General features: G+C 58.5%; 16 protein-coding genes and 1 pseudogene. 10 read left to right on the forward strand and 7 right to left on the reverse strand.

Annotation, left to right across the window (positions count from 1 at the left end; genetic code table 11):
- Positions 1-11: 11 nt before the first annotated feature.
- Genes IVB27_RS14545 through IVB27_RS14560 form a run of 4 tightly spaced genes read right to left on the reverse strand, consistent with a single transcriptional unit; the run spans position 12 to position 3,736 of the window.
- Positions 12-674: an MEDS domain-containing protein gene (locus IVB27_RS14545; RefSeq protein WP_247444224.1), complete on the reverse strand. Its 663-nt coding sequence runs from the start codon at positions 672-674 to the stop codon at positions 12-14.
- A 56-nt stretch (positions 675-730) separates the two neighbouring features.
- A complete protein-coding gene (locus tag IVB27_RS14550) occupies positions 731-1,129 on the reverse strand; it encodes a response regulator (RefSeq protein ID WP_247444225.1) in 399 nt (132 codons plus the stop codon).
- Between the two features lie 59 nt (positions 1,130-1,188).
- On the reverse strand, positions 1,189-1,554 hold the full coding sequence (locus IVB27_RS14555) for a response regulator (RefSeq protein ID WP_247444226.1): 366 nt from the start codon (positions 1,552-1,554) through the stop codon (positions 1,189-1,191).
- A complete protein-coding gene (locus IVB27_RS14560) occupies positions 1,547-3,736 on the reverse strand; it encodes a PAS domain-containing sensor histidine kinase (RefSeq protein WP_247444227.1) in 2,190 nt (729 codons plus the stop codon). Before IVB27_RS14560 ends, IVB27_RS14555 begins: the two co-directional genes overlap by 8 nt.
- Before the next feature lie 334 nt (positions 3,737-4,070).
- Between IVB27_RS14560 and IVB27_RS14565 the strand changes: the two are divergent.
- Positions 4,071-4,450 (forward strand): annotated as a pseudogene (locus IVB27_RS14565) (alpha/beta fold hydrolase); the annotation flags it as partial.
- A 422-nt stretch (positions 4,451-4,872) separates the two neighbouring features.
- Here IVB27_RS14565 and IVB27_RS43605 read toward each other — a convergent pair.
- Entirely contained in the window at positions 4,873-5,364 is a 492-nt protein-coding gene (locus IVB27_RS43605) for an arylamine N-acetyltransferase (protein WP_524536482.1), read from the reverse strand.
- On the opposite strand from IVB27_RS43605, the gene IVB27_RS14570 reads away from it, so the two are divergent.
- Positions 5,328-6,401: an alpha/beta fold hydrolase gene (locus IVB27_RS14570; protein ID WP_247444228.1), complete on the forward strand. Its 1,074-nt coding sequence runs from the start codon at positions 5,328-5,330 to the stop codon at positions 6,399-6,401. The genes IVB27_RS43605 and IVB27_RS14570 overlap by 37 nt on opposite strands.
- Positions 6,398-8,365: an AI-2E family transporter gene (locus tag IVB27_RS14575; protein ID WP_247444229.1), complete on the forward strand. Its 1,968-nt coding sequence runs from the start codon at positions 6,398-6,400 to the stop codon at positions 8,363-8,365. Before IVB27_RS14570 ends, IVB27_RS14575 begins: the two co-directional genes overlap by 4 nt.
- 202 nt (positions 8,366-8,567) lie before the next feature.
- On the opposite strand, the gene IVB27_RS14580 is transcribed toward IVB27_RS14575, so the two are convergent.
- Positions 8,568-8,759 (reverse strand): CsbD family protein, encoded by a 192-nt coding sequence (locus IVB27_RS14580; RefSeq protein ID WP_247444230.1) that lies wholly within the window; start codon positions 8,757-8,759, stop codon positions 8,568-8,570.
- A gap of 179 nt (positions 8,760-8,938) precedes the next feature.
- On the opposite strand from IVB27_RS14580, the gene IVB27_RS14585 reads away from it, so the two are divergent.
- From IVB27_RS14585 to IVB27_RS14610, 6 genes are all read left to right on the forward strand, one after another.
- Positions 8,939-9,184 carry a hypothetical protein gene (locus IVB27_RS14585; RefSeq protein WP_247444231.1) on the forward strand — a complete coding sequence of 82 codons (246 nt, stop codon included), beginning with the start codon at positions 8,939-8,941 and terminating at the stop codon, positions 9,182-9,184.
- The gene (locus IVB27_RS14590; protein ID WP_247444232.1) at positions 9,178-9,627 is read left to right on the forward strand and encodes an ATP-binding protein; all 450 of its coding nucleotides are present in this window, start codon (positions 9,178-9,180) and stop codon (positions 9,625-9,627) included. Before IVB27_RS14585 ends, IVB27_RS14590 begins: the two co-directional genes overlap by 7 nt.
- Positions 9,600-10,196, forward strand: a complete 597-nt coding sequence (locus tag IVB27_RS14595; RefSeq protein ID WP_247444233.1) for a response regulator — start codon at positions 9,600-9,602, stop codon at positions 10,194-10,196. Before IVB27_RS14590 ends, IVB27_RS14595 begins: the two co-directional genes overlap by 28 nt.
- Positions 10,197-10,462: 266 nt before the next feature.
- On the forward strand, positions 10,463-10,645 hold the full coding sequence (locus IVB27_RS14600) for a hypothetical protein (RefSeq protein ID WP_247444234.1): 183 nt from the start codon (positions 10,463-10,465) through the stop codon (positions 10,643-10,645).
- Between the two features lie 676 nt (positions 10,646-11,321).
- Positions 11,322-12,113, forward strand: a complete 792-nt coding sequence (locus tag IVB27_RS14605) for an alpha/beta fold hydrolase (protein WP_247444262.1) — start codon at positions 11,322-11,324, stop codon at positions 12,111-12,113.
- A 36-nt stretch (positions 12,114-12,149) separates the two neighbouring features.
- The gene (locus IVB27_RS14610; protein ID WP_247444263.1) at positions 12,150-13,250 is read left to right on the forward strand and encodes a PAS domain-containing sensor histidine kinase; all 1,101 of its coding nucleotides are present in this window, start codon (positions 12,150-12,152) and stop codon (positions 13,248-13,250) included.
- 274 nt (positions 13,251-13,524) lie between these two features.
- Here the strand turns inward: IVB27_RS14610 and IVB27_RS14615 are convergent, their stop codons facing one another.
- Entirely contained in the window at positions 13,525-13,932 is a 408-nt protein-coding gene (locus tag IVB27_RS14615; protein WP_247444235.1) for an HAD family hydrolase, read from the reverse strand.
- A 95-nt stretch (positions 13,933-14,027) separates the two neighbouring features.
- Here IVB27_RS14615 and IVB27_RS14620 point away from each other — a divergent pair, with 95 nt between their 5' ends.
- Entirely contained in the window at positions 14,028-15,308 is a 1,281-nt protein-coding gene (locus tag IVB27_RS14620; protein WP_247444236.1) for a hypothetical protein, read from the forward strand.
- Positions 15,309-15,485 lie beyond the last annotated feature (177 nt).

The following is a 15,485-nucleotide window of genomic DNA, read 5'->3' on the forward strand; positions in this document are numbered from 1 at the left end:
ATCCCCAAGGTCTACGCCGTTACGCAGGGGTTCCTACGAGCCTGAAGCTCGGCCAGAAACTGGTCGGGGGGAACAAAGAATGGATTTTGCTGAAGAATCCCGCCGACAATGACCTGTGGGTGGGTTCGCAATATATCCATCACCGTGGCCGCACTGAACTTGTTGAGGTCATATGTGCAAACGACCACGTCATCGTATTTTGGAAGAACGTGATTTAGCCTTGTCTCGTATTCGACAATCTTTTCGACGCCCGGAAGGTCTTCCAGCGCCCATTCCATGTTGGCCCACAGGCGGGTCATTCCAAATCCGCTGCTCCGGCCTTCCTTGAGGACGTCCTGGATCAGGGCGAGCATGGCGTCCTGGTCAAAGCCGTTGCTGCCACTCAAATAGGCCTGTTCCCATGGTCTGATTTCCAGTTGGCCTCGGGCCGTGGCGGCGTCGACGTCGATCCCCTCCGCCTTTAGCCTGCGGACGCGGTCGTCCCGGTGCTGATTGTTGACGATCTGGACGAGCCGGTCGTTCGCCGCCAGCCCATCCCTGGCGAACGGCGTCAGTATTGCCTGCTCCTCATCGTCGGCACTAAAGAATGCACATGCATGGCAGGAACAAGTAAGTTCCGAGCCCGCAAGTTTAACTGACCGGCTGAGGGGCGCTGCTTCGTGAAGCTTAGGCATAGAACGATCTCCGCTGTAACTGAAACGACCTCACAGAATCTCTTCATCGTGATTGTTCATGGAGTTCTGGCCGATAACGTCGATGGACCGCCCTTACTACCCAACAAGGCGGCCGTCAGTGCGGCCGAAAGTTCTTCAATTTGAAACGGCTTCGGCACGGCCGGCGTAGTGCGAAAGGCTTCCGGCAGCGACGTTCGGCCATATCCGCTTGCGAACGCGAAGGGAATGCCCTGCGCCGACAGCGCTTCGGCAACGGGGAAGACGTTCGTGCCATCCAGGCTCACATCCAGGAGAGCAACGTCGAATTCACCCGCCCGCGCCTCTTCCAACGCCTCGGGCACGCTTCCGGCGTGCCCAGCAACCGTGCAGCCCAAGTCCGTGAGCATATCCTCGACCAGCATGGCGACCAGACTCTCATCTTCGACAAGAAGTACGCGGATCCCTGATAATTCCATGAGCCACCTCCAATGCCACCAGCGCGCGCAAAGGCCGGATGGGCGCAATCGTGAACAGATCAACCGTTACCCAACATCGACTGCAACTTTTCCTTTAATTCCTCTATCGTGAATGGCTTGCTCAACACGACGCACTCCTTGAACGCCTCGGGCACGCCTATGCGCCCATATCCCGTGCTGAAGATGAATGGCCGTTGCCGCACCTTCAGAATTTCGGCGACGGGAAAAACAAACTCACCGTCGAGATTGACATCGAGGAGGGCGAAGTCAAATGTCTCCCCGCGCGCGGCCGTCATTGCGTTCGCGAGCGTCGCGACCGAGGCCGCCACTTCACATCCCAGGTCTTCCAGCATCTGCTCTATCAGCAAGGCCACGCCCCCCTCATCTTCGACCACCAATACCCGGAGCCCGGCAAGTTCAGCCATTCAGCGCCGATCCCCGCAGTGGAATGGCAGTGCGACAACACAGCCCTGTCGGGTCAAAAATGAGATCGAGCTCACCGCTCAGATCACGCTCGATGCACCGTTCCATCAGCCGGCTGCCAAAACCGCGTCGCGTAGGCGCCTGCACCGGTGGCCCCCCGCTTTCCTGCCAAAGGAGATCGAGCATTGTTTGGCCGGCGCGCTCACGCACCTGCCAAGTGAGCAACAACGTTCCCACCTCGGACGACAACGCACCGTACTTCGCCGCATTCGTCGCAAGCTCAGTCAACGCCATCGTAAGGCTGAGAGCGGCTCTTGGGTTCAACGTGACGGACGGTCCACGAATTTGCACTCTTTCGCCGAAAGTCGCGGTCATGGGCGCAAGGATTTCCCTGGCAAGATAGTCAAGTGGCGCATCTTCCCAATACCGCTTCGTCAACAGATCATGAGCGCGGGCGAGCCCCAACAATCTCTTTTCATACCTCGCAGTGAAATCCGTTAAATTGTCCGAATGCCGCGCGGTCTGCGTCGCTAGTGACTGAACGGTCGCCAGCGTGTTCTTCACTCTATGGTTTAGTTCATCGATCAGCGTTTTCTGCCGATTCTCTGCTTGCTTGCGCTCCGTGATATCGACCAGCATGTTGATGGCGCCGATCAGCTTTCCGTCGGCGTCATGCAGGGGCGTGGGATAAGGGATGAACGGAACGAACGAGCCGTCGGGTCGCTCCGCGATTGCCTCCACGCCCCGGACCGGCCGGTCCTCCTTGAGGGCCACGGCCATGGGACATTGATCGTGGGGCAGCGGCGCTCCATCAGCCGTGTGGAGACGCCAGGTCACGCACCACTCATCGCCCAGTTGCGGTGTGCGGCCCGCCATGTCGACGCAAGCCTTGTTGAAGAATGTTATGCGGCCATTTGCATCGGTGGTGTAGACAGCAGCCGGCAGTCCTTCCAGGAGATCGCGCATGTGTCGTTCGCTCTCGCGAACGCGATCTTCCATCCGCTTGGCGTCGGTGACATCCTGAATGACCCGAACGCCGTAAAGAAACCGTCCCGTCTCATCCCGCACCGCCGAGGCGGATACGTCGAGAAAAACGATCGTGCCGTCGGCCTTCCACGCTCGCTTGCGCACGCCGTATCTGTCGAGTTCACCTTGCACTTGACGAGCGTAGTTCGCAGCATCTTCAGCTCGATCGTCCTGATGTGTATAGTCGGTGAAAGTCATGCTCAGAAGCTCCTCGCGTGAGCGTCCAAGCATTTTGCAGATCGCGTCGTTGACGCGCACAAGCCGGCCCGTTTCGTCAGCCTCCGCAATCCCGATCGTAGCGGCTTCGTAGGTTGCCGCCAGCCGTTCTTCGCTCTCCCGGCGAGCGCGCTCGGCTTCACGCATCCCCGTGACGTCCAATGTGAAGCAACGCGTGTTGACAAATTTCCCGTCGTCGATCCGGCTGTTCGAGGTAATCAAGACCTCTTTGGTCGAACCGTCCTTTGCGCGAAGACGCGCAGGATGCCGATCAAGGTATTCGCCGCACGACAACTTCTGGAGAATCTCGCCGATGACCGGCGCATCGACGTGAAATTCAGCAATATGGCGGCCGACGTACTCCTCGGCGCTATATCCCAGGAGATCCAGTTCGGCCTTATTCGCCCGCAGGATGATGCCCTCACCGCGGACAATGTGGAGCCCTATGGCGCCGTTCCCGAAGAAGTCCTCGAGTTCATTGTTCTTTCTGCGAACCTCCTCTTCGGCCGCCTTGTGCGCAGAAATGTCCTGAAAACAATTGATCGCGCCTTGAATGTTGCCACCATGATCCTTCAAGGCCCGGATATTGACCAATGCGGTGAAACGGGAGCCGTCAGGGCGCTCCATGATGACTTCAGCGTTTCTGGTGACCGTGCCCGAGCGCACCGCGTCAGCCATCGGACAGTCTTCGGACCGCAGCGGCGTTCCATCGGGCAGGAACAAGCGATGAGAGCCGCAGAAGCGTTCACGGGCACCTTTCGCATTCGGTATACGCCCCCAAAGCGCCACAGCCTCCGAATTGAATCGTATAAGCCAGCCATCGTGGTCGCATAGATAGACCGCGCCAGGGATCGCATCCAAAGCGCTCGGGGCTGCACCCACGAGCGCTTCGAATTCCGTTAGTTTGCGTGCCCCGATAGGGAATTCCTCGACGTTGGACATGTGCGACCGACCTCCCTCAGCGTCGCCGCGCGCCAAGAGGAAGGCGGGCCCCAATCAGGAACTCGATGCGCCCCCCTGCCCGAAAACGCTAGCCGCTTGCAATGGTTCCGTATCCAGCGGTCGAATTCGTCCGAAAAAAGGCAACGAACCGCATATCCGGGCGCCTCCTCTCCTGCTGGAGTGGCTCCCGTGCGGCTGCGAATCTCGAGACGCACCTTGAGGCGATTTGCCTTTGAGCCCAGAGCAGGCGCAGCCTGCAGAAGCGATATTTTTTTGGCTAGGACCCCCATTGGCCTGCCGGCAGCGTGGCACATGGGTCGCGAGAGGGTTCGCCTTGGATATTGTGCATCGCAATAACGTTGAGGTCCTTGGCTCCGGCAGCCGAGCTATGGTGTTCGCCCATGGCTTCGGCTGCGATCAGAACATGTGGCGCTTCGTCTGGACTGCCTTCGCCGATGACGTGGGCTGTGGCGGCTCCGAGCTTTCGGCCTAAGACGCCCGGAAATACGGCTCTCTGGAAGATATGCCGACGATGTTGTTGCCATCTGCCGCGAATTCGGAATCACCCACGGCGTCTTCGTAGGACATTCCGTGAGCGCGATGATCGGCGCGATAGCTTTGCTAAAAGCACCCGATATTTTCGACGACCTCGTGATGATTGGTGCATCTCCTCGCTACATCAATGATGAGGAATACACCGGCCGCTTCCGGCGTGTCCACTTCGTACCCTCTCGCGCCAACCTCAAGCAAAGAATGGATGCTCCCTTCTCGGCCTTGCGGTCCATGACGTCGATGCAGGTGCGGATCTCTTCATTCGTCATGTTGAGCCCGAATTCATCTCGCAACACGGTCCTGAACTCGGCTTCGCCATTCAAGTGCCGCCTGTCCGCTTGGCCCGTTGCATGCCGCACGGTCACACGCCTGTTGAACATGGTGATGCGCGTCCGGTTTTTGGCCCGGGATATGCGGCCATCATATTGCTCTGATAGGGTGCGTCCGGGTGCGTACCGAATATTAATTGGCGATCTCGTACTCGCCGTCGCACCTAGGGTACGGGATAACGCGGTAAATATGCTCCCAAACATCGCGCAACTTCGCCTGTAACGTCAGCTCGCCGCCGACATCAACGAATCGCATCAGCGCGTGTAGAGCCGATGTGGGAGCGAGGTTGCCGAACCCCAAATCCGCCCAATAGGGCATGTTGACTTGGAGCAGCATGTGAATTGCGGGGCGCGGAGCTCAATCGCCATGCCGCGCACAACCCGACCCTGCAGACTGGTGATGTCGTAGCCAAGTGATCGCAGGCCTTCGCGGAAGAGCATGTTCTGTTCCAGCCAGTAGCCGCCCCGGCCACCGGAAATCATCTTTCGTGCAGCAGGGCAATGTCGAGCTTCGGCGTTCGGCCCAGCATGATGTCGAGAGACTCGTACGCGATCCTGTGCGAGTGAGCGAATATGAGCTCGTGTAGGTGTTGATCGTATGTACGACCGTCCTCGAACATAATGGAACGAAACTCGCGGGGGGTTGTTGATTTCCTGCGGCAACACTTCTTGGATGATCCCGGATTTCGTGCACGCCCGATGGAGTGCACATGGCTGAAGTTTGCCTGAAGACACGTTCGCCAACATCTTTTTTGCATAAAGCGCGCACAATCGCCGCCGCGCATCCCTATCTGGCTGCCGCGACAGCAGTGATCAGCGCGCTCGCGGTGACCGCCTTGGCGAACCGCCATCTGGCCAAGAAAGCCGTCCACGACAATCCGCCGCTTGGCCGATTCTTGAGGATCGACGGGGTGCGGCTGCACTACGTCGACCGGGGCACAGGTGAAGCGCTCGTCCTACTCCACGGCAACGGCAGCATGATCCAGGATTTCGACTCGAGCGGACTGATCGATTTGGCCGCGAAAAGCTATCGGGTCATCGTTTTCGACAGGCCGGGGTTTGGCCACAGCGATCGGCCTCACAATGTCACTTGGACACCCGCAGCCCAAGCTGAGCTGGTCAGCAAGGCGCTGCACCGACTTGGCATCTCCCGCGCTGTCGTCCTTGGACATTCCTGGGGCGCTTCGGTGGCCGTCGCCCTGGCCCTTAAATATCCAGACCTCGTCAGCGGCTTAGTACTAGCCTCTGGATACTATTATCCAACGGCCCGTGCAGACGTGTTGGCGCTTTCTGTTCCCGCCCTGCCCTGGGCAGGCGATGTTATCCGCCATACCGTCTCGCCGATCGCGAGCCGGATCATCTGGCCAGTCTTGATGTCGAAAATTTTCGGTCCTCCAACCATGCCGAAGAAATTCGGTGTCTTCCCGAAAGAGATGGCCGTACGTCCATCTCAAATTGGTGCATCGGCTGCGGAATCCGCGCTGATGGTTCCGAATGCCTTCGCGTTCAAGGACCAATATGCCGAACTAAAGATGCCCGTCAGCATCATCGCGGGCGAGAAAGACCGATTGATCGACATCGACGAACAGTCGCGCCGACTTCATGCGGAAGTGGCCCAAAGCAGGTTTCACTCCGTCCGGGGGCACGGCCACATGGTGCATCAAACGGCGACCAACTCGGTCATGTCAGCCATAGACGAACTTTTCCAGGGATGTGCCGTCGGAGTTGACGGGAAACGCAAGGATGTGAGCAGGCTCTCTTGCCCGCGTAGCGAGGAGCTGTGATTAGACCGTCCTTCAAAGCGCGAACTCCAGAGGAACTGATCGCCCTGCTAAGCGCAGTGACAAGTGCGATCATCGCTGCAATGATTGTGATGGTACTATATTTCGGCCGCGAGATTATCATTCCAATAGCCTTGGCTATTTTGCTCAGCTTCGTATTGGCGCCGTTGGTGGCACTGCTCCAGCGGGTGCGTATCCCGCGTGGATTGGCCGTGGTAACCGTTGTCCTAATCGCCTTCGCATTCATATTCGCTATGGGCAGCCTGCTTGCCACTCAACTGGCGCAACTGGCCGGTGATTTGCCCCGATATCAGTCCACGATTAGCGATAAGATTCAATCATTCCGCGACACTACCACCGGCCGAGGCACGCTTGAACGCGCATCCGGCATGTTGAAGGATTTGAGTAAGGAGTTGGACAAGCCCAAGGAGGCCGAAGGCGCATCGCGAGTGGACGCAGCCAAAGGGGCAACGCCCCGACCCGTCCCCGTTGAAGTCCTTCAACCCAATCCAGGCGCATTGGAAAGCTTACAAAGCCTTATTGCACCTCTCCTTCATCCCCTTGCGACAACCGGCATTATCGTCATTTTCGTCATCTTTATTTTGCTTCAGCGCGAAGACCTGCGCAATCGTTTGATCCGGCTGGCCGGTTCACATGACCTACAACGTACAACAGCCGCGCTTGATGACGCAGCGAGCCGCCTAAGCCGGCTTTTTCTAACTCAGCTCCTGTTGAATGGAAGCTTCGGCATCGTTATCGGAACGGGTCTTTGGCTAATCGGCATTCCAAGCTCGATACTCTGGGGCATCCTGGCCGCGGTGCTGCGTTTCGTACCGTACATTGGGGCGGTTATCGCCGCGGCATTCCCTCTCGCTTTGGCGGTTGCTGTTGATCCGACCTGGTCCATGCTGCTGTGGACGGTCGCACTGTTTCTCGTGGTGGAGCCGATAGTGGGGCATGTAGTCGAACCAATGATCTATGGACATAGCACGGGTCTGTCGCCAGTCGCCGTGGTAGCTTCTGCAACCTTTTGGACGGCGCTCTGGGGCCCGATTGGCCTTGTCCTTGCGACGCCCCTCACGGTGTGTCTGGTCGTACTGGGCCGCCATGTTGAACGCCTCGAGTTCCTCGACGTCATGTTTGGAGATCGACCAGCGCTGTCTCCCCCTGAGATATTTTATCAGAGAATGCTTGCCGGTGACCCGACAGAAGCGTCGGACAAGGCCGAAGAGTTTTTGAAGGAGCGACCCCTTAGCTCCTATTATGACGAGGTCGCTTTGAAAGGATTGCGGTTGGCTCAAGCCGATGCCGAACGTGGCGCCCTGGATCCTGAGCGTCAGATGAAGATTAAGGATGCCGTCAATGAGTTCGCAAATAATATTTCGGAACGGGATGACCGCCCCCCGCCAAAGATCACGCCTACCACCGATGTGGAAGCTACGTCCGCGGTAGAGACCGTAGCTAAAGATGCGCCTTATGAGAATCTGCCGGTCCTCCGCAAGGAGGATCTCCCCGTGGAATGGCAAGGAGAGCATCCCGTCTTATGCCTGGCTGGACGCAGTCCGATCGATGAAGCTGCTGCGATTATGCTGGGCCAACTTACGACCGCACATGGCTTGCCGTCCCGCGTCGTAGGGGCCGAAGCTTTGTCGACCGCCAATATCTTCCGGCTGGAGACCGCCGGTGTAGCGATCGTCTGTCTGGTCTACATGGACGCAAGTGGCCCGGCTCATATGCGATACTCGGTCCGACGGCTTCGTCGCAAATTGCCAAAGGCCACGATCATTTTGGGTTGCTGGATGAGGGATATGGAGGCGGCGGCCTTGGAAAGCCTTCGCGAAGGGGCGAAAGCTGACTTGGCGGCTGCAAGTCTGGGAGGGGCACTTAAACTCTGCGTCGAGGCAACAGGTTTGAAAGATCTCTCGACAGAACCTGACGGACAGGTTTCAAAGTCTACGGCGGCTTGAGGGCAGGCGAGCGAACTTACCCCGATTTTCAGCCGAGAGTTCGGTTGGTGCCCGTCGACGTGCAGCCGCCCAAAAAGCCTTAACGGGGAAAGGCGGACAATCCACAATCGGATTGGCAAGTCTGCTGATGGGACAAATGGCCTGGCAAGGAAAGCCGCCCAATGGCCGCGAGGGCGGCTATTTCTCACTCCTCCAAATTGCTTTATTTTTTTAACGCATCCGCCGCATTGCGTGCTCCATCCTTGACGTCGCCTGCGGCATTGTGTGCGGAACCCTTGGCCTTATCCATCTTGCCTTCGGCTTCCATGCTCTTGTCGCCAGTCAGCTTGCCGGCGCCTTCCTTAATGGCACCCTTTGCTTTATCAGCAGCACCTTTCACGTGTTCGCGATCCATAACAGTTATCCTTTCTTGTAGGCATTATAGGATAACGGCGGGCACGTTCGGCCGTTCCTGGGAGACGACCAAAATTAGTGGAGCCAAGAGTGCGGGTTTGGCGCGTCATGTCAGCTATTGCCGAGCCGAACTGAGCATGCGGTCGGAGCGAGAGCGGACCTAGCGCGCTTATCACGGGGATGTCGGACCTCTTACGCCGCACGCTAGGAGAGCAAATCGCGGTCGAAGCGGTATTAACGGGCGGATTGTGGCGCGCGCTGGCAGATCTCAATCAGCTGGAAGTAGCTATCCTCAATCTCGCGGTGAATGCACGCGATGCTATGCCAAGGGGTGGCAAGCTCACCATCGAGACTGCAAATGTGCATCTGGATGAACGCTACGCGCCGCACAGGCGGAAGTACTTCCCGGCAAGTATGTCATGGTAGCCGTAACCGACAATGGCGTCGGCATGCCCGCAGATGTCAAGGCAAAAGCATTCGACCCATTCTTCACCACAAAAGACATTGGACATGGAACGGGCCTTGGCCTTTCGCAAGCCTACGGCTGCGTCAAGCAATCGCGGGGGGACGTAAAGATCTACAGCCAGTCGGGGAAGGCACCACCATCAAGATTTACCTCCCGCGCCATGCATTCCAATCGGATGAAACAGCGGAAGAGTTCGTCACCCCGCCGCCAAGCGTTAAAGGTCGTGAGACGATTCTGGTCGTCGAAGACGACGAGGACGTTCGCTCCTATACCAACGGATACCCTTCGCGATCTCGGCTATTCCGCGCTTGAGACATCGAGCGGCCGCGCCGCACTTCAATTGCTGCAGAGTCATCCCGAAGTGGCGGTCTGTTTATGGATGTCGGATTACCGGGCGGGATGAACGGCCGTCAGCTCGTTGAAAAAGCCAAAAAAACCTATCCCAATCTCAAGGTGTTGTTCACGACCGGATACGCGCGCAACGCAATCGTCCACGATGGTCGTCTCGACCCAGGAGTCGAATTGCTGACGAAGCCATTCACTCAAGGAGGTCTAGGCGAAAAGCTCAGGGACATTATTGACGCAAAATCAAGCCCCGCCCGGGTTCTCGTCGTAGAAGATGAGGTACTGATCCAGATGCTCGCTGTCGAGTATCTGGAAGAAGCCGGTATCGAGGTCGATACAGCCACGTCCGCGACGAACGCGCTAAATAAGCTGCGCCTAATTCCTGGTGGTATTGATGCAGTAATCGTTGATATGGGCCTGCCCGATCGTCGTGGTGATATGTTGGTACAGGAGATTAGATCGATATTTCCCTTGCTCCCAATCGTGATAGCGACGGGCCGCGATAGCGAGGAGGTGAGGACTCTTTTTGCAAATACGCCATTTATCGCATTCGTTCGGAAGCCTTACAGTACGGAGGATCTATGTGGTGCCCCTGCGCGGCTTTGGAATTGCTTGTTGATAAGTTGAAGTCTGCCCCGACTTTCTATCCCCTGCTCCTCACAGCGCCATGTGTGATCGGTTCATTATTGCTTCGGCACGGAACGCTTCGCCTGACCGCGGATTATCTTCACGACTGCCACCCGCAGGGAAATGCTCGCTTAGGTCTACCTTGGTAGCCTTGATCTATCAGGAAGAGATAGGCGCCTTCACCGGCGCCAAGCTCTGGTCGCACCATGGCGATGGCCGCCCTCCGCTTGTCCCCTATTCTCGGCCCTTGGTCGAAGGAGAACTTTATGGTTGAAGTGAACTTACCGCGCCACATCCTGGACCGCGCCGAAAGGCGATGGGCACAAAAGCTCGAAGCTCAAACACGAATCTGGAAATTGGCAGAGCGAAGCCACCACAGCGTGACTGATCAAGGAGTGCCGGTCGTCCGTCGTCGCGAACGGCGCAAGCTAACGAAAGAAGTTGCTTAGATACTCAGCCGCCCGATCTCGCATTCCATCCGAACAATACAGGAGGCGACCGACTGCTTGAGTTCGGTCGAGAAGCAAAACCGAATCTGCCCGGAAGAAGTCCTCCTGCCGGCCCGTAGCCTCCGCCTGCAAAGCGCCGGCCCGGCCGTCCGGCCTGAGAGCCGACGCGGCTTCGGCAGCGGGCTGATATACACGTGACAGCCGAGACACGGACGCCAAGCCGAACTAGAATTCGCTTCTCAAGGCCTTCGTTGCCGATCATTGCCAGTCTAGCCTTGGCGAAAGGGGCTCAGTCTGGCCTGATCTCGAGCCGGTAGCCCCGAGATTGGCCCGCCCAGGAACCCGGAACGCAAAATCCAGTTGAATCGCCGTGCCGAAAGATCGCAAATCACGCTCTGGTCAGTGGGTTGCCTCTTCGCATTCGGCTGGCAGCGCTGGTCGCCCCACTATTGATCCTTCTCCGTGTAACAGCTCAGCCCTGCGGTTCGGGCTGTGCGCGCAACCGCTGCGGCCGAGGAAGCGCAGCCGAGAAGACACGAGCCTGTCCAACAGTCGTTCCGAAGAGCATCTCCTCGGCTACAGCATGCTTTGGGTCCCGTTCCGAGCATTAGGACCCGCAATGGCGAGGATATGCCAGCTAAGAAAAGGCGAGTCGCCAAAAACAAAGGAATATCGAATGCCGGGAGTAATCGAGCGAAACAACGTGCACATCCGCGGCGCTGGCGAGCGGGCGATGATGTTCGCCCACGGCTTCGGTTGCGACCAGAACATGTGGCGATTCGTGGCGCCGGCCTTCGAAATGGATTTCCGCACGGTCCTGTTCGACCACGTGGGCGCGGGCGGCTCGGACCTTGGCGCTTACGAGAGGGCCAAGTATTCGAGCCTGGCCGGCTACGCCGACGACGTGGCGGAGATCGGCCGCGAGTTGGACCTGCGGGACGCCGTCTTCGTCGGCCATTCCGTGAGCGGCATGATCGGAGTGCTCGCCGCCGAGAAGGCGCCCGGCATGTTCGGCAAGTTGGTTCTGGTCGGTCCCTCCGTCCGCTACATTGATGACGAAGGATATAAGGGGGGCTTCAGCGCGAAGCAGATCGAAGAGTTGCTGCAATTCCTGGAATCCAATCACATGGGCTGGTCGACGCAGATGGCGCCGATGATCATGGGTAATCCGGACAGGCCCGAGCTCGGCCAAGAACTGACCAACAGCTTCTGCCGCACCGATCCGGAGATCGCCAAAGCGTTTGCTCGCGTGACCTTCACCTCCGACAATCGCAAGGACCTCGCCCGCGTCGCCGTGCCGACGCTGGTCCTCCAGTGCAGCGAAGACATCATCGCCGCCCAGGAGGTCGGCGACTTCGTCAACCACACCATTCCGAACAGCCGGATGATTGTGCTCAAGGCCACCGGCCATTGCCCAAATCTCAGCGCTCCGGAAGAAGTAATTTCCGCAATGCGAACCTTCGTGTGACCGCGCGTGAATGACGCCCACCTCGATTTCGGAGACATGATCGAGAACGCGCCGTGCGCGTACGTATCTCTTTCAACAGGCGGCCGGATCGAACTTGCGAACCGCACCTTTCTGAGCTGGACTGGCTACGCCGCGGACCAAACAACCGGGAAGCGATTGAGCGAATTTCTGACGATGGCAGGGCGAATCTATTACGAAACCCACATCGCGCCACTCCTGCGGATGCAGGGCTCGTTCGAGGAATTTGCAATCGACGTGATCAAGGCCGACGGGCAGCCTCTGCAGATGATCGCAAACGCCAGCGAGGGCCGAGATGCGGAAGGTAAGCCTCTATCGATTCGGTTGGCGCTCATCAGGGCGACCGACCGACGACGTTACGAGCAGGAGCTTCTCGGAGCCCGAGAGCTGGCGAAAGCCTCCGAGAAGGCGGCCGAGGAAAGACTTCAGCATGAGCACGAAGCATCGGAGCTGCGCGAGCAGTTCATCGCGGTGCTTGGCCACGATCTGCGCAATCCACTGGCCTCCATCAGTGCAGGCGCCCGCATCCTCGACAGAACGGCGCAAACCGAAAGGGAACATCAGGTGATAGCGATGATGCAGACTACGGTCATCCGCATGGCGGGGCTCATCGACAATGTTCTCGACCTCGCCCGCGGTCGGCTGGGTGGCGGGATCGGATTAGACCGCGACGCCGGAAAGCCGTTGGAGCCGGTTCTCATGGGGGTGGTCGATGAATTGAGACTGGCCTCGCCAGGGCGGGTGATCGAAGCCGACTTCAACATCAACGACGCCGTGAACTGCGACCCCTCCCGGATCGGGCAGATGCTCTCCAATCTTCTCGGAAACGCGTTGACGCACGGCGCGTCCAATAAGCCGGTTGTCGTCCATGCCATGACTCGGCAGCAGTCATTCGAACTTTGGGTCTCCAACGCCGGCGAGCCTATCCCGGCGGCTGCGATGGATAAGCTATTTGAGCCCTTTTTCCGCGCCAATGCGCACACCAGCAGACAAGGGCTCGGGCTGGGCCTCTACATTGCCTCGCAGATCGCCAAGGCCCATGGCGGCGAACTGACCGTCAGCTCGACGACCGAAGAGACGCGGTTTACGTTCATCATGCCTCTGGCCGCCCACACCTGACCAGGTCGGAGAGCCACGGCCACTGAAAGGAAATTGGCGTTCGATCATTTGCCCAGACCTAAGGATTGTAGGTTCACGGGGGCCATCGGCCTATCAGGAAGCGACCGAAAGTAAGAACTTTCGAGTCGAGCCGCGTCTAACCTCGCGCCCTCCAGATCGGTGCTCCACACCATCGACCTCCAAAGAGTTGTGCCCTTTTTTGGAGGGGCGTTCCATTTCCGAAGCGGTTGCTTTCGCGGCGCGGCAATCGCCGCCAGCGACGCCTGACAGGTCATCAGCTTCCTGTGGAGATTTCCCCGCACCGCATAATGAACGATCCGTCGTTCTTTCTACCTCGCAAGCCAACGCGAGCGAATAGCGTGGCCGGTGCGGGATATACTTCGACGCATCCCGCTCGTCGTAGCGAGCTTTCCGTGAACCCGCCGCAAAGCACGCCGATCGTCGCGACCTTCGCCTTGCCGGCCCCCATGGCATCATAGGGCGCGACGGCGTCGGAACCTTCGATTTTGAGCTTCTTGAGTGCGACCTCGAAGACGTCCGGCGCCGGCTTTGATTCTTCGACATCGTCGGACGATGTCGCCACGTCCACCAACTCGGTGATGCGTGCGATGTCGAGGTACTTGTCGAGTTCATCCTTCTTGGCGGAGGAAGCGATGGCGATCCGAAGTCCGGCATCGCGCACGCGCAGCAGCAGGTCGGGGACTGCAGAGAACGGTCGCACAAGCGGCAGGTACTCGGCCTTAAAACGATTGCCGCGCCACCCTCCAGTTCTTTGCCATGATCTCGCTGTTCGCCGGCGGACAGGAAGACAGGAACGAGCTTGTCTCCGCCCTTTCCGATCTGGCCGCGAGCCTGTTCGTAGCTCACACCGTGGCCGAACTTGACCATCGCTTCATGCCAAGCGAGCGCGTGAAGATCCACCGAATCCAGAAGCGTACCGTCCAAGTCGAAGATGGCGGCTTTCGGCAATTCAAATTCTCCACGTTCGGCGGCAAGGCCCCCGCATATCACAGTTGCATCCGGATCGATCCCGTCGCGCAACGTTCGGCATCAGCGTTTCCACCTGGACCGCCGTGGCCTCGTCTTGGCGGCTACGGCCGATATCTTCCTCCGCTTTTTGAGCTTCGCTTTTGGAACCTCCATTTGGAATGCGCATTCTTTGTGCAGCTAAATGCTGGCCGCAGGAAGGAAACGAAGATGGAAGCGATTGCGCCTCAATCCGTTCAAACGGAAATAGCCGAACCTTCATTGTACGGAGTTTCCTGGCCGGCGGTTCTGGCAGGCGCAGCTGCATCCTGCGCGCTTACGCTCGTTCTCCTTTCCTTCGGGGCGGGCATGGGCTTTGCGGTGGTCTCTCCTTGGACCGGCTCAGGAGTGTCTTCGACGACGTTCGAGATCGGCACGGGCCTTTATTTCATCGTAATGGCGATGATCTCGTCCGCGGTCGGGGGCTATTTGGCTGGCCGGTTGCGAACCAAATGGACAGGAATCCAGACCGCCGAAGTGCAATTCCGCGACACGGCGCATGGCTTCTTGGCCTGGGCGGTCGCGTCCGTTTTCGGTGCAATAGTCCTTGCATCCCCGGCCAGTTCACTGATCGGCGGGGCCGCTTCCGGTACGACAAGCGCCACGACCAATTCCGCGCAATCTTCGCCGATGGATGGCTATGTCGACGCGCTGCTTCGGTCCAATAATCCGTCCGGGCAAGCGCAGCAGAGTTCCTCGGACAGCCACGGCGAGATGGTCCGTCTGTTCACGACCAGCTTCCGCCAGGATGGAGATCTGAAACCCGGCGACCGAACCTATGTCGCCAAGGTCGTATCCGCACGGACCGGGCTAAGCCAGGCGGATGCAGAGAAGCGGGTCACGGACGTCTCCAATCAGATGAAGGCCGACCTCGACCGCGCCCGCAAGACCGCGATGCAGCTCGCGATCTGGCTGACGCTGTCGCTATTCATCGGCGCGTTTTCCGCAGCGGCCGCGGCGATGGAAGGCGGTGGCCTTCGCGACGGGACCTGGGGAAAGAGGACTTACGCCAAGACCGCGCTCAGCCGCTAACGCTCAGCCGCGAAAGGAGAGATCGCTATGCCCATCCTACTTTGGCTTCTCGGAATTCCTATTCCGCTCATCATTCTCATCATGCTGCTTCATCACTGACGGTAGCGTCGCTTACAGCAGAGTGACTAACAGCTTCTACCGCTCCGACGCATGGAGAGCGCAATGTTTCGAACTCGG

The organism is Bradyrhizobium sp. 197 (assembly GCF_023073375.1).
Lineage (GTDB): Bacteria > Pseudomonadota > Alphaproteobacteria > Rhizobiales > Xanthobacteraceae > Bradyrhizobium.